The sequence below is a fragment of the Bradyrhizobium ottawaense genome (genome assembly GCF_900099825.1).
GTDB classification, from domain to species: Bacteria; Pseudomonadota; Alphaproteobacteria; order Rhizobiales; family Xanthobacteraceae; genus Bradyrhizobium; species Bradyrhizobium ottawaense_A.
This window is the reverse complement of the sequence record NZ_LT629693.1, coordinates 1,052,134-1,070,523: the sequence shown is the minus strand read 5'-3', so window position 1 is coordinate 1,070,523 and position 18,390 is coordinate 1,052,134. Positions and strand designations below refer to the sequence as shown.

The 18,390-nt window shown below is 64.5% G+C and carries 18 protein-coding genes; 9 read left to right on the top strand and 9 right to left on the bottom strand.

Annotated elements, in window-relative coordinates:
- Positions 1-1,086 precede the first annotated feature (1,086 nt).
- The gene (locus tag BLR13_RS05190; RefSeq protein WP_074826986.1) at positions 1,087-1,866 is read right to left on the bottom strand and encodes a class II aldolase/adducin family protein; all 780 of its coding nucleotides are present in this window, start codon (positions 1,864-1,866) and stop codon (positions 1,087-1,089) included.
- A gap of 212 nt (positions 1,867-2,078) precedes the next feature.
- The gene (locus tag BLR13_RS05185; RefSeq protein ID WP_074826990.1) at positions 2,079-3,728 is read right to left on the bottom strand and encodes a glycosyltransferase family 39 protein; all 1,650 of its coding nucleotides are present in this window, start codon (positions 3,726-3,728) and stop codon (positions 2,079-2,081) included.
- Between the two features lie 359 nt (positions 3,729-4,087).
- Here BLR13_RS05185 and BLR13_RS05180 point away from each other — a divergent pair, with 359 nt between their 5' ends.
- Together BLR13_RS05180 and BLR13_RS05175 are read left to right on the top strand one after the other, a co-directional pair.
- On the top strand, positions 4,088-4,945 hold the full coding sequence (locus tag BLR13_RS05180; protein ID WP_433994256.1) for a DUF308 domain-containing protein: 858 nt from the start codon (positions 4,088-4,090) through the stop codon (positions 4,943-4,945).
- A 180-nt stretch (positions 4,946-5,125) separates the two neighbouring features.
- A complete protein-coding gene (locus BLR13_RS05175; protein WP_074826994.1) occupies positions 5,126-5,539 on the top strand; it encodes a MucR family transcriptional regulator in 414 nt (137 codons plus the stop codon).
- A gap of 3 nt (positions 5,540-5,542) precedes the next feature.
- Here BLR13_RS05175 and BLR13_RS05170 read toward each other — a convergent pair whose 3' ends face one another.
- Both BLR13_RS05170 and BLR13_RS05165 read right to left on the bottom strand, forming a co-directional pair.
- Entirely contained in the window at positions 5,543-5,974 is a 432-nt protein-coding gene (locus tag BLR13_RS05170) for a SufE family protein (RefSeq protein ID WP_074831873.1), read from the bottom strand.
- Between the two features lie 90 nt (positions 5,975-6,064).
- Positions 6,065-6,457, bottom strand: coding sequence for a DUF5330 domain-containing protein (locus tag BLR13_RS05165; RefSeq protein ID WP_074827000.1), 393 nt, complete (start codon positions 6,455-6,457; stop codon positions 6,065-6,067).
- A 425-nt stretch (positions 6,458-6,882) separates the two neighbouring features.
- Here BLR13_RS05165 and BLR13_RS05160 point away from each other — a divergent pair, with 425 nt between their 5' ends.
- Genes BLR13_RS05160 through BLR13_RS05150 form a run of 3 tightly spaced genes read left to right on the top strand, consistent with a single transcriptional unit; the run spans position 6,883 to position 9,774 of the window.
- Complete coding sequence (locus BLR13_RS05160) at positions 6,883-8,697, top strand: sensor histidine kinase (RefSeq protein ID WP_074827005.1); 1,815 nt, start codon at positions 6,883-6,885, stop codon at positions 8,695-8,697.
- Positions 8,690-9,394: a peptidoglycan-binding domain-containing protein gene (locus BLR13_RS05155; RefSeq protein ID WP_074827008.1), complete on the top strand. Its 705-nt coding sequence runs from the start codon at positions 8,690-8,692 to the stop codon at positions 9,392-9,394. Before BLR13_RS05160 ends, BLR13_RS05155 begins: the two co-directional genes overlap by 8 nt.
- A 35-nt stretch (positions 9,395-9,429) precedes the next feature.
- Entirely contained in the window at positions 9,430-9,774 is a 345-nt protein-coding gene (locus BLR13_RS05150) for a DUF1491 family protein (protein ID WP_074827011.1), read from the top strand.
- A 5-nt stretch (positions 9,775-9,779) separates the two neighbouring features.
- On the opposite strand, the gene BLR13_RS05145 is transcribed toward BLR13_RS05150, so the two are convergent.
- Positions 9,780-10,757 (bottom strand): DUF2336 domain-containing protein, encoded by a 978-nt coding sequence (locus tag BLR13_RS05145; RefSeq protein ID WP_074827015.1) that lies wholly within the window; start codon positions 10,755-10,757, stop codon positions 9,780-9,782.
- Positions 10,758-10,994: 237 nt separating this feature from the next.
- On the opposite strand from BLR13_RS05145, the gene BLR13_RS41600 reads away from it, so the two are divergent.
- Both BLR13_RS41600 and BLR13_RS05135 read left to right on the top strand, forming a co-directional pair.
- A complete protein-coding gene (locus BLR13_RS41600; protein WP_074827023.1) occupies positions 10,995-11,195 on the top strand; it encodes a hypothetical protein in 201 nt (66 codons plus the stop codon).
- Positions 11,196-11,219: 24 nt separating this feature from the next.
- Positions 11,220-11,996, top strand: coding sequence for a hypothetical protein (locus BLR13_RS05135; RefSeq protein ID WP_074831874.1), 777 nt, complete (start codon positions 11,220-11,222; stop codon positions 11,994-11,996).
- Here BLR13_RS05135 and BLR13_RS05130 read toward each other — a convergent pair.
- Positions 11,993-12,856 carry a LysR family transcriptional regulator gene (locus BLR13_RS05130; protein WP_074827029.1) on the bottom strand — a complete coding sequence of 288 codons (864 nt, stop codon included), beginning with the start codon at positions 12,854-12,856 and terminating at the stop codon, positions 11,993-11,995. The genes BLR13_RS05135 and BLR13_RS05130 overlap by 4 nt on opposite strands.
- A gap of 74 nt (positions 12,857-12,930) precedes the next feature.
- Here BLR13_RS05130 and BLR13_RS05125 point away from each other — a divergent pair, with 74 nt between their 5' ends.
- Positions 12,931-13,785 (top strand): MBL fold metallo-hydrolase, encoded by an 855-nt coding sequence (locus tag BLR13_RS05125; RefSeq protein WP_244525097.1) that lies wholly within the window; start codon positions 12,931-12,933, stop codon positions 13,783-13,785.
- Positions 13,786-13,867: 82 nt separating this feature from the next.
- Here BLR13_RS05125 and BLR13_RS05120 read toward each other — a convergent pair whose 3' ends face one another.
- From BLR13_RS05120 to BLR13_RS05110, 3 genes are all read right to left on the bottom strand, one after another.
- Positions 13,868-14,485 (bottom strand): DUF1254 domain-containing protein, encoded by a 618-nt coding sequence (locus BLR13_RS05120; protein ID WP_074827032.1) that lies wholly within the window; start codon positions 14,483-14,485, stop codon positions 13,868-13,870.
- Positions 14,482-15,060 carry a DUF1214 domain-containing protein gene (locus BLR13_RS05115; RefSeq protein ID WP_074827035.1) on the bottom strand — a complete coding sequence of 193 codons (579 nt, stop codon included), beginning with the start codon at positions 15,058-15,060 and terminating at the stop codon, positions 14,482-14,484. Before BLR13_RS05115 ends, BLR13_RS05120 begins: the two co-directional genes overlap by 4 nt.
- A gap of 117 nt (positions 15,061-15,177) precedes the next feature.
- Positions 15,178-17,460 carry a transglycosylase domain-containing protein gene (locus BLR13_RS05110; RefSeq protein WP_074827038.1) on the bottom strand — a complete coding sequence of 761 codons (2,283 nt, stop codon included), beginning with the start codon at positions 17,458-17,460 and terminating at the stop codon, positions 15,178-15,180.
- 294 nt (positions 17,461-17,754) lie between these two features.
- On the opposite strand from BLR13_RS05110, the gene BLR13_RS05105 reads away from it, so the two are divergent.
- Positions 17,755-18,270, top strand: coding sequence for a YcgN family cysteine cluster protein (locus tag BLR13_RS05105; RefSeq protein ID WP_074827041.1), 516 nt, complete (start codon positions 17,755-17,757; stop codon positions 18,268-18,270).
- Positions 18,271-18,390 lie beyond the last annotated feature (120 nt).

Genomic DNA, 18,390 nt, shown 5'->3' with positions numbered 1-18,390 from the left:
CAAGGCGACACCATTCCAAATCCCTTGGCTTTTTAATAGGCCCGGCATGTCTGTTCACGGCAAAAGCAGTCGTACCCTGGTCCGCCTTTGAGTCCGCTTCGCGCCCGACAACGGACATCTGGCAGCGGTTGAAACGAGGCCAATTCTTGACCGAATTTTTGAGCACGCATTCTGTTCGCCGGGGACCGTGTCGCTTCCCGTGCAAGCGGAAACTTCATGCCGGGCTGCGACAAAACAACCCGACGGGCAAATCACCAAAAGTCTGTCCAGCCCTTCGCGTAAAAATATTTCCGTTGCCGCGTCGGGCAAATCAGAAGTCTAACTCCCGCCAACCTGTCCCGCCAGAGGGGCGTTGGCCATCGTCGCGAACGAGGGGCAGGGGGCGGTGGACGCGACAGCACGCGAGACGAACGGGCTGTTGCGTACGGCGAAATCGTTTGGGTCCGACGCCCCGGTGCTGGCGTCAAGTGAGCGGAGCAATCCGCAAGCGATGGTGGCAAGAAAGCCGGTCACCAGGACGATCACGTATAAGCCGTAAAGCCATTGCGCGGGGAAGGCCGGAGTGTTTCCGCTGAACCTGTATGCTCGTGTGCAGTTTTGTTTTGCACAATCGCACGCGAGACCGCGGGTGCAGCGCGCACCCGGTCTTCCCTGCGCCCTCTGATTTCGAGGGCAAGGTTTCCAGCAAAACTCCGGGCGCATCGCGCCGCGAGAAAGCTCACTGCTGTCATCACCCGCCTTGTGCGCAATTGCGCACTGGGGCGGGTGATCCAGTATTCCAGAGACGCTGATGATGGAAGCGATAGGTCGCGGCGTACTGGATCCCCCGCATGCGCGGAGGATGACGGGTCTTGGGGAGCTTCGCTCTCTCCTCCGTCATTGCGAGGAGCGAAGCGACGAAGCAATCCATCGCGCTGCGCAAAGAAAGAATGGATTGCTTCGCGGAGCCTGTCATCGGGCGCGCATTCGCGCGACCCGTTGGCTCGCAATGACGTGGAAATAAAAACGCCGCCCGGAATTGGGCGGCGTTTGAATTCGGTCGTGCAGAGGATGTTGGCAGCTATTCTACACCAAAATCCCAAAAACTCAATTGCGGAAGCCCGGATCGAGCCGGTCGAGCTTGCGCAGCAGCGGCGGCCACACCAGGGTGGTGGAGCGCAATTCCATCCGATCGGGGTTGTGGAACACCTGCTCGTTCTTGTCGATCACGGCCTGTTCGACCGGATAGGCGGTGGGTCCCAGCATGCGGGTGCGCACCTGCATCGTGCAGGCCCGCTCCAGGTGATACATGCGTTCGAAGGCGGAGGCGACCGAACGGCCGACCGTCAGCGTGCCGTGATTGCGCAGCAGCATGTGGTTCTTGTCGCCGAGGTCCTTCTGCAGCCGCGGGCGTTCGTCGTGGTCCAGCGCCACGCCTTCATAGTCGTGATAGGCGAGGTCGTGGGTGACGAAATGCGCGGTCTGGTTCATCGGCAGCAGGCCTTCCATGCAGCTTGCGACCGCGGTGCCGTCAGGCGTGTGCAGATGGAGCACGCAGCCGGCGTCTTCGCGCACTTCATGGATCGCCGAATGGATGGTGAAGCCGGCCGGGTTGATGCTGTAGTGGCTCTCGGTGAGCTGGTTGCCGTCGAGATCGACCTTCACCAGGCTGGAAGCGGTGATTTCGTCGAACATCAGCCCGTAGGGGTTGATCAGGAAGTGATGCTCGGGGCCGGGCACGCGCGCCGAGATGTGGGTATCGACCAGGTCGTCCCAGCCATACAGCGCTACCAGACGATAGGCGGCGGCGAGGTTGACGCGCTGGTTCCACTCGGCGTCCGTCATGCCGGACGGGACTTCTATCAAGCGTGCTTCGGCTGGCGACATGGCCGGTTTCTCCCGCAGATGTTGATTTTCGCGGGCGAGCCTAACCCTGCGCCGGAACGGCGGCAAGGCGGCGGCAATGAGGGGCTGTTATGCCGGCCAGAGCATTTTCCAGCGAAAGCCTGCCCCGGACTTGATCCCCGGTTCGCGCCAGGAAAACGCGTCAAACCAAAAGCGTAGAGCCCCGTTCGGATTCCATCGGAACGGAAACGGCTCTACGGCGCCGGGATCGACAGCAGCGTCGAAATGGCGCGGCCGCGGATATCATAGACGCGCGCGAACACCACGTCGTCGCGCTTGATTTCCACCAGTACCGGCGCCGTTAGGCCCTTGCAGTAGAACTCGCCCAAGGTCATCGCGAAGTCGGCGGCGTGGCTGTCCCAGCCGATCGTGAAATCCGGGCCGAGCGCCACCTGCGCCGGACGCTGCGGGCCGCAGACCGCGACCTTCCATTTACGTCCGTGCGGCGGGGCTTCCTGACGCTCGTTGAGCTCTTCGCGCAGGCCGTCGGACGCCTGCTTCAGCGCCAGGCCCCAGTAATCCAGCATGAACAGACTGTCGGCGGTGCGAACCGTGCCGGCGATGTGGTTGAAGTGGGTGTATTCGTACGGATGCAGCCGGATCATCTCGCTGAGCGGCAGCAGCAGGCCGAAGGAGAAAACCGCCAGGGCGGCGGGCTGCCAGCTGCGGGCGTGTTGCTTCAGCCAGGTCATGCCCCAGCCGAACGCGACGCCGGCCAGTACCGTCATCGGCGGGATCACGAACACGAAATGGCGGATGCCGTTGTAGAGCGCCGGCCGCTTCACCATCGCGATGAGAAGCGGCAGCGTCGCCGCCAGCGTCAGCATCAACAGGATGGTCTTGCGGCGGGCCGGCACGTCGATGCGCGACAGCGACATCAGGGTGCCGACGACGCCTGCGGTCAATAGCGCCAGCAGCACCTCGGGAAGTTGCAGCGCGAACAGCGTCGGCAGATAGGACCACGGCATATCCGGCACCGATACCAGGGCACCGTCGAACATTTCCTTCCAGGGTTTTTCGAAGAAATGCGAGAAATAGGTCAGCGCCTCGAACGGATGACCGGGCTCCATGATCGACCACGGCCAGATCAGGCCCATCACGAGATAGCCGAACACGAGGCCCGGCATCAGCACGTAGACGACATGGGCGAAGCGATGTGCGGCCTCGCGCAGCCCTTGCGTGCGGGCCTCCGCCAGCAGCAGCGGCACGAAGCCGACCATCGCGTAGACCAGCGCCAGCCCGCCGAGAATCCGGCAGCCGATGGAAAGGCCGGCGCCGAAGCCGACGAGCAGGATGGTGCGCGGCGAGGGCGCGGGATATTCCTCGGCGAGGCGCACCAGGCCCAGCAGCAGGATCACCATGGCCACCGCGAACGGCGCGTCCTTCGGGTTCATGAACATGTGCCCGTAGAAGGTCGGGCACAGCACCAGCAGCAGCAGCGTCGCGAGCCCTGCCAGCGAGCCGCCGACGCGGCGCGACAGCCGCCACGTCACCGCAAGCCCGATCACGCCGACGACGGCGCCGAGCAGCCGGCGGGTTTCAAACAGTTCGAGCGGGATGACCTTGTGCAACAGCGCGGCCGCCATGTCGAAGCCGCCGCCATACATGTAGAGATTGGCGAACGACAGTGCGCCGGTATCCCTGAATCCGGAACCGTACATCTTCAGCAGAAGATCGGCATATTCAGCGTGGGTATAATCGTCCCAGCCCAGTCCGTAGTCGCGGAACGTGAGGCTTGCGATCAAAGCGACCACCACCAGCATCAACATGGCAAGGTCGTCGCAGGTCCGCTCCACCGAGCGCCGCGCAGGCGTGTCGAGGGCAGAAGTCGTGATGGATGACATGGCGATTGGTAACCCGGTGTCCCCTATGGCCCAGCTTTAGCGCTTTTGAGCCTCATTCCCCGGGGATCCATATAGCGTAGTTCCCTTAGCAAGTAATTGGGAATTGTGGCTAATTTTCCTGATGCGATGCAGCAAAGAGGCAGCAATTGGTAGTTAGTAGAAATACGGCCGCGGGTCTGAACGCGAGCTGAATGATGCCGCGTCGGGGCAGGTGGAAATATCGCGAGCGGAAAGCGACGTTTATGGAACCGGGCGCGCAATTGCCCGTTGGCGATGCACACAATATGACGGTATCGTGGCAATAGCGGATTGCGAGCATTTCGAGCGCAGCTGCGGGGGTGGGTTCGATGGTTGTTAGCATGTTGGTTGCCGGAATTGGCCTTGTTTTGGCGGGCCTGCTGGCGATCGGCTTCGGAATCCCGGTCAAGGAATTCAGTTTCGGCAACACGCTGATTCTCACCGGCGTGATGGGGGCTTGCTCCGGCGCGATCATGCTCGCGCTCGCGATGGCGGTCCGGGAACTGAAAACCATCGCGCGCCGGCTCGGCGCCGGAATGCCTGAGCCGCGCGGGGAAATCACGGTGCGGCCGGTGCTGCAGCCGGGTGCAACGCGGGATACTGTGCCCGATGGCGGCATGCTGTTCAGCCGTGATAACGGGCCGGCCGCGCCGAGCGCAGAACCGCCGCCACCGCCGCCATGGCAGGACGAGGCGGGCTCGCGCGATCGCCCGCCGGCGCCAGAGCCCGAACCGGCCGAGGCCGCCGCGCCGCCGCCCAAGGCCAAGCGCAATTTGTTGTTTTCGTCGACCTCGCGCAAAGAGCGCGAGCGCGCGCAGGCGCGCACCAGCGAGCCGTTGCCGCCGGATTTGCTGTCGGCGGATATTCGCCCGAACCCGGCAGACGCGCCGCCGCCGGTCGAACCGGCCGAGCCGCCGCCGGCGTCGTTCGACGATGCCTGGCCCAAGCCGGAGCGCGGGCGGGCCGGCGACATTCCGCCGCAGCGGCGCAGCGAACGGCCGCCACCGGCGCCTGAGGCCAGTGGCGCCCCAGCGCGCACTGGCGATCAGCCGGCGGTGACGGTGCTGAAATCGGGCGTCGTCGATGGCATGGCCTATTCGCTCTATTCGGACGGTTCGATCGAGGCCCAGATGCCGGAAGGCATGATGCGCTTCGCCTCGATCGACGAATTGCGCGCGCATCTCGACCAGCGGCCTTGAACGGTAATACTTGGGCGCCGGTCCGTATTGAAAATAAAACGCCGTTGTTCTTGTCAGATTCCCGGCAATCCGATCATATTCGCCAAGTCGTATCTGAAACCACTGATGTATAGTTGCGGCCGGATACTGTCCGGCCCGCGCGCCCAAAACACATTCGCGATTCCTAGGGAAGGTTGAGCCATGACCGACGCATCCGGCAAAACGCCCGTCGAACTGACCGCCAGTATCGTATCGGCCTATCTCAGCAACAATCCGACCCAGGCCTCGGAAATTCCGAACCTGATCAGCCAGGTTCATGCCGCCCTGCTGCGGGTCTCGAGCGGCCGGACCGATGCGCCGCTCGAACCGGCGAAGCCCGCGGTGTCGGTCAAGAAGTCGATCAGTCCCGAATTTCTGGTCTGCCTTGAGGACGGCAAACGCTTCAAGTCGCTGAAGCGCCACCTGCGCACGCAATACAACATGACGCCGGAGCAATATCGCGACAAATGGGGCCTGCCGCCGGACTATCCGATGGTCGCGCCGAATTACGCGGTGGCGCGCTCGCAGCTCGCCAAGAAGATGGGCCTCGGTCAGCAGGCGCGGAAGAGAAAGTAGCCGTCAGGAAGCCGCGGCGAGCGCCTCGCGCGCGTCGGAGCGAATCCGCTCGACCATCGACCGCAGGCCGTTGGAGCGCTGCGGCGTCAGATGCTCGCGAAATCCGAACTCGTCAAACACGGCGATCGCGTCGGTCGACAGGATCTGCTGCGGCGTGCGGCCGGAATACAGCGTGAGCAGGATCGCGATCAGGCCGCGCACGATATGCGCGTCGCTGTCGCCGAGATAGTTCAGGTGCGGTTCGCTGTCGGGGCCGCGGTCGAGCTGCTTGGAGAGCCAGACCTGGCTGGCGCAGCCGTTGACCTTGTTGGCGGCGGAGTGCTCGGCCTCCGGCATCGGATCGAGCGTGCGGCCGAGTTCGATGACGTACCGGTAGCGGTCGTCCCACTCGTCCAGCAGCGCAAAATTGTCCCTGATTTCGTCGATCGTCGTCATCGTGGCCTGCATCCGTTCTGAAGGCCTATATAGGGTGCGGGACACGCGAAAGCGACGAAAATGGAACCTGCTCCGTGGCGTTATTTGCGGCTACGGCGTCGGCGGAACCTGCCATTCGACCGTCATGTCGTCCGCTGTCAGGGTGTCGCGGGGCGAGGCGTTGGCGGTCGCGGCTTCCGCCTCGTCGGCATTGCCGATCGAGCCGGTGTGATCCGGCGACTTCTTGTCGGTGATGATCTTGTAGAGCTTGCGTGCGCCTTCCTGCGCGCGCTGGCCGATCACGGTCGCGGCTTGGCCGCCGACCTCGCAGGCTGCCGGCTGGCGCTTGCAGAACTGGCTCACGTCCGAGACCGCAGCGGTCGCGGCCGATACGGCCTCGGAAGCGCCGATCTGCGGCAGCTTGTCCGATTCAGGGGTCTTGTCCCTGGGCAGCAGCACGAGCACAAGCCCGAGCCAGAATGCCATGCGAAGCAGAAAGAACATCTCGCGATCCCGGTCGTCTCTTCTTGCTGCGGAGATGCCGCAGGTTGGTTCCTGATTAACAGCGCTCGATAAACCGCAAGTGTTTGCATTGAGGTAAAGGCGCAGAAAATTTGCTGAAAACTCGCGAAAAACCCGAATGAATAGATTCGGTGTAAATATTCGATTGATGGCGAAAACGTCCGAAAATGCGTGCGGGCGGCGCGTCCACCATTTCGAAACCATAGATCGATGCGGCTCTAAACCTGTCGTTCACCATCCGCGTCAAATGAGGGGTACGGATGCAGCGAAAGCTCCGCGAATGCGCGGTGTTTTCCGCTCCGCCGCCGGGCCTTAGCGTTCGCTTAAGTTCGCTCTGACACGGTGCGCGAAGATAAAGGGGGCGTTCCGGCGCGTCTGTTCGACGACCAAACCGAAGCGCGAGTGCTGTGACTGTTTTGAGTATCATCCGCGATTGTCTCGATGCGCTGCTGCATCCCTCCGCACGATATGATGCGCTGACACGCGCGCGTCATCGCGCGTTCATGGCGCCGCGGCTGCTTGGCAGCCTGGTCGCGCTGGCGGCGTTTCCGATCTATCTGGCGATGCGCGGCGCGCCCTCGGCGATCGAGGTCGCGGCCTTCGCCTGGCTGATCGCGCCGATTCTGCTGTCCTGGTTCCTGTCGCGCACCGGCCGTTACGAAGGCGCGCATATCCTGTCGTCGCTGGCTCTGGCGGGTCTGGTGATGATGATCGCCATGACCACCGGCGGCATCGAGTCCTTTGCCGCGGTCTGGCTGGTCGTCGTTCCGCTGGAAGCCGCGCTCTCGGCCTCGCGCCGGGTGGTCACCTTTGCCTCGACGCTGGCGTTGTCCTGCGCCGCGCTGTTGATCGCGCTTGGGCATTTTGACCTGCTGCCGGCCGCCGAACCGAACGCGGCCTTGCGCGGCGTCCTGATGGCGTCGGGCGTTGCCTCGGCAACGCTCTATGCCGCGGGGCTGGCGTTTGGCGCGGAATCGCTGGCGCGTACCAGCGTGTCGCTGCTCTATGTCGAGGAAGACCGCTATCGGTTGCTGGCGCGCCACATGAGCGACGTGATTTCGCGGCACAGCCGCAACGGCGCTGTGCAGTTCATCTCGCCCGCGGCCGAAGCCATGCTCGGCACATCGGTGGCGCGGCTCAATGGGCATGGCCTGTTCGATCGCGTCCATGTCGCCGATCGCCCGGCCTATCTCACGGCGCTGTCGGATGCCGCGCGCGGCGGCGAGGCGCGCAGCGTCGAGTTCCGTCTGCGCCGCGACGCGGTTCGCGGCCAGAACATTTCCGCCGATTTCATCTGGGTCGAGATGCGGTGCCGGCCGTTCGAGCAGGCTCAAGCGGAAGCCGAGGTTGTCGCCGTGATGCGCGATGTCACCGACCGCAAGGTCCAGGAGCAGGCGCTCGAACTGGCACGCACCGCCGCCGAACAGGCCGATGCCTCCAAGACGCGCTTTCTCGCCACCATGAGCCACGAGTTGCGCACGCCGCTGAACGCCATCATCGGCTTCTCCGAGATGATCGTCCAGGAAGACGTGCTGATGATCGACGCCGCGCGCCGCAAGGAATATGCGCAGCTGATCAACGATTCCGGCCAGCATCTGCTGTCGGTGGTCAACGGCATCCTCGACATGTCCAAAATGGAATCCGGCAACTTCGAGATTTCGCCGGAACCGTTCGCGCCACGCGCCGCGCTGGTCAACTGCTGCAACTTGCTGGCGCTGAAGGCGCGGGAGAACGGCGTCGACCTCGTCACCCGTGCGCCGGAAGATCTCCCTGACATGACCGGCGATCCTCGCGCGTTCAAGCAGATCGTGCTCAACCTCGTCGCCAACGCGATCAAGTTCACCGAGCGCGGCGGCAACGTGACGGTCCAGGCTTCGGTCGAGGGACCGCGGCTGATACTGCGCGTCACCGATACCGGGGTCGGCATCGCCGCCGACGATCTCAAGCGGATCGGCGATCCCTTCTTTCAGGCCGGCAAGACCTATCAGCGCAAGCACGAAGGCACCGGCCTCGGCCTGTCGATCGTGAAAGGCCTGGTCGGCCTGCACAATGGCGACATGAAAGTGCAGAGCAAGCTCGGTGAGGGCACGACGGTGGCCGTGGCCCTACCGCTGGTCTTCACGCCGCCAGCAGAGACGCCCTCGAGCAATATCGCGACACTCAAGCCGGCGTTGCGATCCGGATTACCAGACCAAGTCCATCAGGTGAAGAAAAGTGCCTAGACGTATTGACGACGATGAAGATATGCCGCGCCGCCGCCGCGGCGCCAAGGCGGTTGCGATCGAGGCCGAGGACGAGCGCGGCCTTATCATGCGCGTGCTCCTGCACAGCCCCAAAGACATGGTCGCGGGCTTGCTGGCCGCCGCCGCCATATGCGCCATCTTCACCAACGCGTTGTTCCTGCAGGCCGGCCGTCATCCGTCGCCGATGTTCGGCGGCACCGTCGTGAACTTGCCGGCGCCGCAACCTGCCGCCGCAAGCCCGTTGCCGCGTCCGCGACCGGTCGAACTCGCCGCCAAGCCGGTTGAATCCGAACCGGTCGAATCAAAGCCGGTCGAAGTAAAGCCCGCCGAACCCAGGGGCGCCGACAAGAACGCCGATGCCAAGAACGCCGATGCCATGACCAATCTCGTGGTCAAGTCGACCAGCGCGCCGGCCGCGGCGCCTGCCAATGTGATGCGGCCGCCGGCGCCGATCCCGGCACCTGCGCAAACCGCAGGCGCGCGGCGTGTCGCAGCGGTGCAACGCGCGCTGACCCAATATGGCTACGGCCAGTTGAAGCCGACCGGCGCCGTCGGCGCCGATACCCAGGCCGCGATCTTGAAGTTCGAGCACGCGCGCAAGCTCCCGGTGACCGGTCAGATGTCCGATCGCCTGGTGCGCGAACTCACCGCGATGACCGGACACCCGATCGACTAGCTTCCACTCGACTGCTGGCCTATACCGTCGCCACGATGCGATTGAAATCTGCCATATGGGTGGCCGCCTATCTGCGCCGCTGCCAGACCGAGGGCGTATTCGGCGCCGTGCGCAGGCGCGGCGCCGAAGAGGCCGGCGCGGTGTTCGTCAAGGTGGCCACGCTCGACGGCAATGCCATGCTGTATGCGCCCGCGCCGCAGACAGTTTATGACGAGAGCCGGCCGACCGAGCGTATCTTCACGTCCGCTTCCCCGCAGCCGGTGCCGGAGCAGGCCGTCGAAGAACGTCTCGCCAAGGAAATCCGTTTCGATCCTGACGTCTGGATCGTCGAGACCGAAGACCGGGCGGGGCGGCATTTTCTGGATCTGGCGAAGGGCTAAACGGTCTAGCGCTTCGAACCGTCGGTGCCGGTACGGATGCCCGGCGCGCTGCCGGGCTGCACGGCCGGACGCGTCTGGGGCGTGGTGACGCGGGCGCGGTTTCGCTCGTCGTCGTACAGCGCGGGGCGGTATTTGGCGCGGGTCACCGCCATGGTCGAGCCGCGCCACGCCGCCAGCATCACCAGCGCGGATCGTTCGGTGAGCCGGTCGTAGAGCCGCGACAGCCGATAGACGTTGTTCACGGACGAGCCGAATTCGGGATTGAGGAACATCAGCACGCGCTGGAACGCCGCACTCGGCATGTCCAGGGCACGGGCCGCGCAAGCCAATGGCTCGCCGCCGGGATCGTTGACCACCTGGGTCGCGATCCGCGCCGGCAGGATCAGGGCCTCGCCGATCTCGAGCGCAAAACTTTCGGCATCCTGGGCGTACGCGGCCATCTCCAGTATCTGGATGGCGCGCGTGGCGCGGGCGGCAGGTATCCGGGCCGAGGCCTTCAGCGGCGTGTCGGAGAGATTGTGCAGGATCAGCGCGCGTTCGCTGGCGCCGGCGGCGAAGAACATGTCGCTGATTTCGGCGGCATCGTTCGGCCGCATCGACAGGTTGGACGCCATTCGTAGTTGCGCCTCCGTCGGCGCCTTCACCGGCGCGGCTTCCGGTGCGGCCGTGGCGATGGATGATGCGACCGGCGCGATCTGGGCGGGATGCGAACGCCGCAGTCCGAGCTTGTCCATGATTTCGGCAGGCGTCGCGGGATAGACCGACAGCCGCGCCCGCACCGCCGCGCGCGTGGCGTCGTCGACCTGATCGATCAGGCGGGAGGTCAGTTCGACGAACTGCCGCTCCTCGTCGGAGGAATGGGCGCTCGCCTGTACGTAGAGGTCGGTCAGCACGCGCAGCAAGGTCGGGCGAATATCGACGCCCTCGCGACGCGAGAGCGTCATCAGCCCGTCGAAACCCGGAAATAATGGAGCTGCGGTCATGTCAGGTACGCGACTTCGGTCATCCTTCGCGAAAGCCTACGCGCGGCGCTTTAAGAGCCGGTTAAGGAAAACAACCTGTGAAATAATGCGTGAATTTTGCGGGTGTCGAATGAGACACAGCGCGGGTTCGTCGGTGGGGCGCCATCGCAAATTAAGAAGCCATTAACCATACCTTGTTCTTAATGATCGCATGTCGCCGGCCAAATCATGTCCGCGCGGCAACCAGAGAGAACCAACATGGGTACCATCATTGAATTCCCGGCAGATGCGGTTACGCGGCGGCTGGGCTCAAGCATGGATGGCGCTCCACGCGATGGCCTGGGAACCGTACTGATCCTTCCTGTGGTCCGGATCGAACGCGACGCCGGCGAGACCGGCGACGGACGCGGCCCGGAAGAAGGTACAGCCCCCGGACGCCGTCGCCGTCGGCGCCCCTGACAACGGACGTTTGAAATGCCGGAGATGCCCCATCCGACCCGGATCGCCGGGATTCGGTCACACCCGGCTCTCATGCTGCTGGCGGTGAGCGTGGCCCTTGGCAGCCTCCTTGGCGGCTGCAGCGGCGGCGATTTCGGCCGCACCCGGGGCGATTTCCGCAACGACGACATGCATCGCTGGCTCGGGGCGGAGGCAACCGGAAGCGTCGGGATGACGCCGTCGCAGTTCCAGCTCACCGAGAACGAACGCCAGCTCCGCGACTTCGCGTTTCCCCTGATCGAGCCGCCCCATTCGCGCCCCGCCTGGAAGAGCGTGTTCGGCGATTACCAGCCGCTGCCCTCGCCCTGGCGGCAGAAGGTGGTGTTCGACCGCACCACCTATGGGCGCGCTCTGATCGACGAGCCGCACCGCTCGCACACCTCGCGCTATCAGCAATTGATCGAGGACGTTCGCAACGACATTACCCGGTTCGAGCCGTTCTTCGCCACGGCGTCGCGCGTCATCGAACTCGACCGCAAGCGCAATGCCAGCCTGAAAATGGTGTCGGAACTGTCGGCGCGCGAACAGGCCGATGCGGTCGCCCGCATGGAAGAGAACACACTGATCGTGCAATGGGTCCAGCAATGCCTGGAGCGGCGGATCTCGTCCTATCGCTGGGCGCTGGAGCGGCTGGTGATCCAGACACCGGACAACATCGCCGCCGACGCCGACCGGCTGATCGGCGAGCTCGCCGCCCAAACCGCCAATCCGCCGGTCGCCGCGCAGCCGGTGCTCGGGCGCGCGGTGACGGTGAAGGGCTAACGTCTCGCTTTTCCGATCGTCTTGGCTCGACGGATCTTGGGCCGCCGTGGCCTTAGCTGCGCGATAAAGTTCTGCAGCGCCTCCGGCAGCGGCCGCGCCGCGCTGTAGGCGAGGCCGACCTGGCGCTTCACGTCGACGTCGATCTCGCGCACGGCGACATCCGCACGGCCGCGCGCCACGCCTTCCGGGACGATGGCGATGCCGACACCGGCCGCCACCAAAGCCATCGCCCAATCTTCCGACTCCGCGATCGCCGCAACTGGTTGACGCGGCGACGACGCCGCGCGGCCGAAGAATTCGCTCTGCTCGCAATGGCAGCGGTCGATCATGGCGACACCGGCCAGGTCGGACGTGCGCAGCCGTTCCTTCAGTGTCAGCGGATGCGATGGCGGCAGCGCCGCGACATAGCGCTCGACCCAGAGCGGAACGAAGTGCTCGCCCGGCTTGAGGATGTTCTTCGAAATGATCCGCGCGTCGGCGGCCTCGTTGATGCCGACGAGGCGGAGCGCGATGTCGGATATGCCGGTCAACGGCTTCAGCAAGGCGATGGTTCGGGGCATGTCGAGCGTGCGCATCAGGCCGAGCGTCAGCGCGTGTCGCGTCGACGGCTTCCGGAACAGATTTTTGGCGGCGTCCGCCTCGTCGATGATGCGGCGGGCGGCCGCATGAAATTGCTCGGCCGATGCGGTCGGCGACATGCCCTTCTTGTGGCGGACGAACAGCGTGGTGCCGAGCTCGGCTTCCAGATGGGTGATCGCGGCCGAGATCGAAGGCTGCGAGATGAAGCAGCGTTTCGCCGCCGCCGTCAGGTTGCGCTCGCTGAACACGGCGGCGAAGTAACGGAGCTCGCGGATATCCATAGTTATTTACTATCGATACTATCAGATATCAATATTTTACCTATGACATGGCGAATGGCAAGCAGGACGCCTGATTGCAGCCAGGGAGTTCGTCATGCGCGTCCACCATCTCAACACCGGCACCATGTGCCCCGATCGGCCGGCGGCTGGTGAACGGCACCGGCAGTATTTTTCAGCGGGCGCGCATGGTGTGCCACTGCCTGCTGATCGAGACCAATGACGGGCTGGCGCTGGTCGATACCGGCATCGGGCTCGACGATATCGCCAACCCGCCGCGGCTCGGACCGAAATGGGTGCGACAGACCACGCCCCGGCTCGACCCCGCCGAGACCGCGGTTCAGCAGGTCAAGGCGCTCGGCTATTCCCCGTCGGATGTGCGGCATCTGCTGCTGACGCATCTCGACCGCGATCATGCCGGCGGCATTCCGGACTTTCCTGACGCCAAGGTGCATGTCGATCGCCGCGAGCACGACATGGCGGTGTCGCATCGGACACCGGCGCCGAAGGGCCGCTACATCACCGACCAATGGAAGCATGGTCCGCAATGGGCGTTCTACGGGGAGGGCGGTGAAGACTGGTTCGGCTTCAAGGGCGTGCGTGCGCTCGGCGATCGCGAGCCTGATATTTTGATGATCCCGTTGCCCGGGCATACACTCGGCCATTGCGGCATCGCCGTGCGCACCAAGGACAAATGGCTGTTGCACGCCGGCGACGCCTACTTCTTCCATGGCCAGATTGAAGCTAGGCCGAAGATGCCGCTGGTGCTCGGGCTGTTTCAGCGCCGTGCCGATATGGATCGCGCGATGCGGATCGAAAATCAGGAACGGCTGCGGACGCTGAAGGCAACGCAAGGCGACACCGTTACGATCTTCAGCAGCCACGATCCCGTGGACTACGAGCGTTGCCGGTGCGGCTTGGTGCATCCATAGCGCTTTCGAGCGAAGCATGCCCTCGGACTTGATCCGTGGGTGGGTACCGGTTCGCGTAACGAAAACGCGTCAAACAAAAGAATCAGCGCCTGCCGCGTTGCGCCGGGACTGGTGGCGCCGGCGCAGGCTCGGGCTGTTTGACCGGCGGCGGTGCATCGGTCTGCACAGCGCAGCTCGATGCCGCGAGCGTCGCCTGCGCCTGCGGCATCAGGCCGGGCTCGGGCGCGAGTGCCTTCAGCAGGATCAGCCCGGTTGCGGTCGGCGAGTCGATGATCAGCCGGTCGGCGGCGGTGACTTCCTCGTCCTCGGGCAGTTCGTTGTGCTGGGCTTCCGTCATCAGGTCGAGTTCGATCACCTTGCGGCCGGCCGAGCGATCGTTGATGGCGTAATAGGCGACTTCGTTGCGGGTGTAGAACGACACCGACGTATAGGCCTGGCTGACCGGCACCGTGAGCTTGATCGGTCCGCCCGACAGGTCGTACCGGCAGATCGCCATGGCGAAGGCCGGGTCCATGAACGGCATCGGCGAATTGGCGGGATCGGCGAGCGGCAACGGCGTCACCGCATTGAGCTTGGTCGTCGGCGTCAGGCGCGAATAGGCGTCCTGGGAGGCGATGCGCGGCAGCGCCAGCACGCTGACGAGATGCACCACGCCGCCGAGCAGCACGCCTGCGATGATCGTGAACAGCAGCCGGATCATGGGCAGCCCACCGTTGTTATCGAGGGCATCGGCGCGTCGCGCTGCGTCCGTGTCGCCACGCCAACCGGCGTATCGTACAGCCGCAGCATCAGCGCGTAACGCTCGATGCCGCCGGTCGGCAGCCAGTTGCCGGCGCGCGAGCGCGCCGCGACGCGGATCTCGAAGGCGCCGTCGGAGCCGCGGACGATTTCCTGGCTGGTGAAGCCATAGCGCTGCAGCGAATTCGCGACCAGATGTCCCTTGCGGTCGAACAGCGTCAGCGTCCAGAACCGCGCCGCCGGCGTCACGCCGCTGACGACGATGTCGCAGCGGCCGTCGAGCGGCTTCTTCTTGTCGTCTGACGTGGCCGAGAAGGCGATGCCGTCGCCGGTGCCGATCGGCAACTCGCCGCTGCGCGCAATCGAGGCGCGCGAATAGGGATCGACATCGGCGGTGCCGCTCTTCGGCCGCGCCGTCCAGGCGCCGATCGTGAGCGTGCCGAGATCGGTGCCACGCGTTGCCGTCATGTAGGTCGAGCCGAGGCCGACGACGGTGGCCAGAATCAGCGCCAGCAAGGTGATGAAGATCAGCCGCAAAACCCAGTGCTCCGCAAAACCATTGCATCCGATTCCGGTTGAACCGGAATGTGGTGCTTAGTTTGTTTGCGCATGATCTCGCCGGAAAACCGGCTTCCACTTTTCCGGATCATGCGACTAGTTCTTCCGCGGCGCCGGCGGAGCCTGGTCGCCTGCCGCGGCGATATAGTTCTCCGGGAAGGCCAGCGCGCTGGAGGATGTCGGCTTGGTCGCCGCCGGTTCGGTGGCCGCGGTCTTGCCTGCGGTCTTGCCGGCGTCGTCGAGCAGCTTTTCGACGCGCACCAGGATATCCGCGCCGCGCCGCGTCAGCACCGGCGGTGGTCCAGGCTTGGTCTCCAGCACCCGCGGCGCACCATTGGCCGCGACGGTGGCGGGGGTGGTAGCCGGCGGCAGTTTCGTGCCCATGCCGATGCCTGCGATTTCCTTCACCTCGACGCCCTGATGCGCGACCACCATGATGTCGTGCCAGGTCTGTGCCGGCAGCGAGCCGCCGGTCATGCGGTTGGTCGGCGAATAGTCGTCGTTGCCGTACCACACCGCGCAGGTGAAGTTGCCGGTGTAGCCGACGAACCAGGCATCGCGATAGGCGTTGGTGGTGCCGGTCTTGCCGGCGGTCGGGATGCCGTCGAGCGCGGCCCGCCGCGCAGTGCCTTCGCTGACGACGTGGCTCATCATACCGGCCATGTCGGCGGCAACCGACGCGGGAATGGCTTGCACCGGCTTCTTGCCGTCGCGGTCGAAGCGCCAGACCAGGTCGCCGGCGCCGGTACGGACTTCCAGCACGGCGTGCGGCTTGACCGACTTGCCCTTGTTCGGGAAGGTCGCATAGGCGACCGCGTGTTCGAGCACCGTGACCTCATCGGAACCGATCGGCAACGACGGCGTGTCCGGCAGCGGCGCCGTGAGGCCGAAGCGGCGCGCCACCTCGACGATCTTGGCACGGCCGACCTTGGCCGGGTTCGGCGACTTGCCGCCGAGCGCAATCGACAGTTTTACCGGAACGACGTTGATCGAGCGAGTGATGGCCTGCGTCAGCGTCACCGATCCGGAATAGGAGTGGCCATAGTTCTGCGGGCACCAGTTGCCGATGCAGACCGGGCCGTCGACCACGATCGAGGTCGGCTTGAAGCCGTTCAGAAGTGCTGTCGTATAGACATACGGCTTGAACGACGAGCCCGGCTGGCGGTAGGCGTCGACGGCGCGGTTGAACTGGCTGGCACCATAGTCGCGGCCGCCGACCATCGCGCGAACGCCGCCGTCGAGATCGCCGACCACGGTCGCGGCTTGCGTCGCGTGATAATCGCGGCCGAACTGGCGCAGCTGGTTTTCGATCGCCTCTTCGGCGGCGTGCTGCACGTTCATGTCGATCGAGGTGCGGACCACGAAGACGCGCTCGGTATAGGATTTCGGGAAGGTGTCGACCAGCTTGCGCATCTCGTCGAAGGCGTAGTCGAGATAGTAGTTCGGCGAAGCCTCGTCGCGGCGGTCGACGGCGACGGCCGGATTGCGCCGGGCGCCGAACACCTGGCCTTCGGTCATGAAGCCGGCATCGACGAGATTGTCGAGCACCACGTTGGCGCGGGCGCGCGCGGCGGGCAGGTTGATGTGCGGGGCGTATTTGGTCGGCGCCTTGAACAGGCCGGCCAGCATCGCCGACTCCGCCAGATTGACGTCGCGCGCCGACTTGTTGAAGTAGAAGTGCGCAGCACCATCGACGCCGAAGGTACCGCCGCCCATATAGGCGCGGTCGAGATAGAGTTTCAGGATTTCGTTCTTGGTCAGGCGGGTTTCCAGCCAGACCGCGAGGAAGGCCTCCTTCACCTTGCGCTCGATGGTGCGCTCGTTGTTCAGGAACAGGTTCTTCGCCAGCTGCTGGGTGATCGACGAGCCGCCCTGGCGGACGCCGCCGGCCTGGGCGTTGGTGACGAGCGCGCGCGCGGTGCCGGCGATGTCGATGCCGAAATGGTCGTAGAAGCGGCGGTCTTCGGTCGCCAGCGTCGCCTTGATCAGGTTGTCCGGAAAATCTTCCAGCGGGATCGAGTCGTTGTGCTTGATGCCGCGGCTGCCGATCGGCGTGCCGTAGCGATCGAGGAACGTCACCGCGAGATCGGACTTCTTCAGCCAGTCGTCATCGGCGGTTTCGCGAAACGCCGGGATCGCCAGCGCCAGCATCAGGATCAGCCCGCCGAGGCCGATGGTGGCGGCTTCCGACAACGGCTCGATGAAGACCCAGCGCTTCCAGCGGCCGACATAGAAGCGGTCCATGAAGGTGGAATAGCGCTCATAGAGTTCGCGCAGGCCCTTGCCCGACGAGAACAGCGTCGAGTCGATACGCGCATCGAGATCCAGAAAGAAATTCCGGATCTTCTGCTTCCAGTGTGGAGGTACGATCTGGCGCACCGGGACCCTTGGTCATTTCGCAGGCGTTCCAGCGCCGGCCGGGCACTGTGGAGACGTCTTGCTTCGATGTTGCGGCAAACCCAAGGCGCTTTTGCGACCCGCTTGACGACCTGGGGGACTCGCGGCTGTTCTATCCGAGCGGGGGCCATAAACCAATGCTCCCGCTCACGATTTTGGTGGTCAGGACTAACGCTGCCCCGGCTTTTATGGGAACTCTGGCCGCGCCGCTTGCAACGGGGGTCCGCTACCCCCTAGAAGGCTGCAACCGAACCGACCCGGACCATATCCAGTTTCATGACCGCACCGCCCAAGCCAATCTCAGGCCAAGAGGGATTCTTCTGGAAAACCAAGACGTTGGAAGAGATGTCCAACGCCGAATGGGAAAGTCTGTGCGACGGCTGTGCGCGCTGCTGCCTGGAAAAGCTCGAGGACGAAGATACCGGCAAGATCTATTTCACCCATGTTTCCTGCAAGCTGCTCGATTCGGGGCTGTGCGCCTGCAAGGACTACAAGAACCGTTCCGACAAGGTTCCGGATTGCGTCCGTCTGACGCCCGAAAACGTCCGCACCCTGAACTGGTTGCCGCCGAGCTGCGGCTACAAGCTCGTCGCCGAAGGCCGCGATCTCTACTGGTGGCACCCGCTGATCTCGGGCGATCCCAACACCGTGCATGAAGCCGGCGTTTCCGTGCGCGGCCGGGTGCAGGGCACCGAGAACGAGATCGCCGATGAGGACCTCGAGGATCACATCGTGCAGTGGCCGGCGCTGCTGCCGAAGCGGGCAAAGCTGAAGAAGCGGCCGAAAGCCTGAACGTGAAAGCTTCGGCTTAAAGCCTTGAGCGCAAAGCTCTGAGCGCCGCTGATCGATCACATAAACGCGAAGATGCCCCTGCGGGATGCACCCATGCGCCCGGGGTGCTGCCCGGCGTGC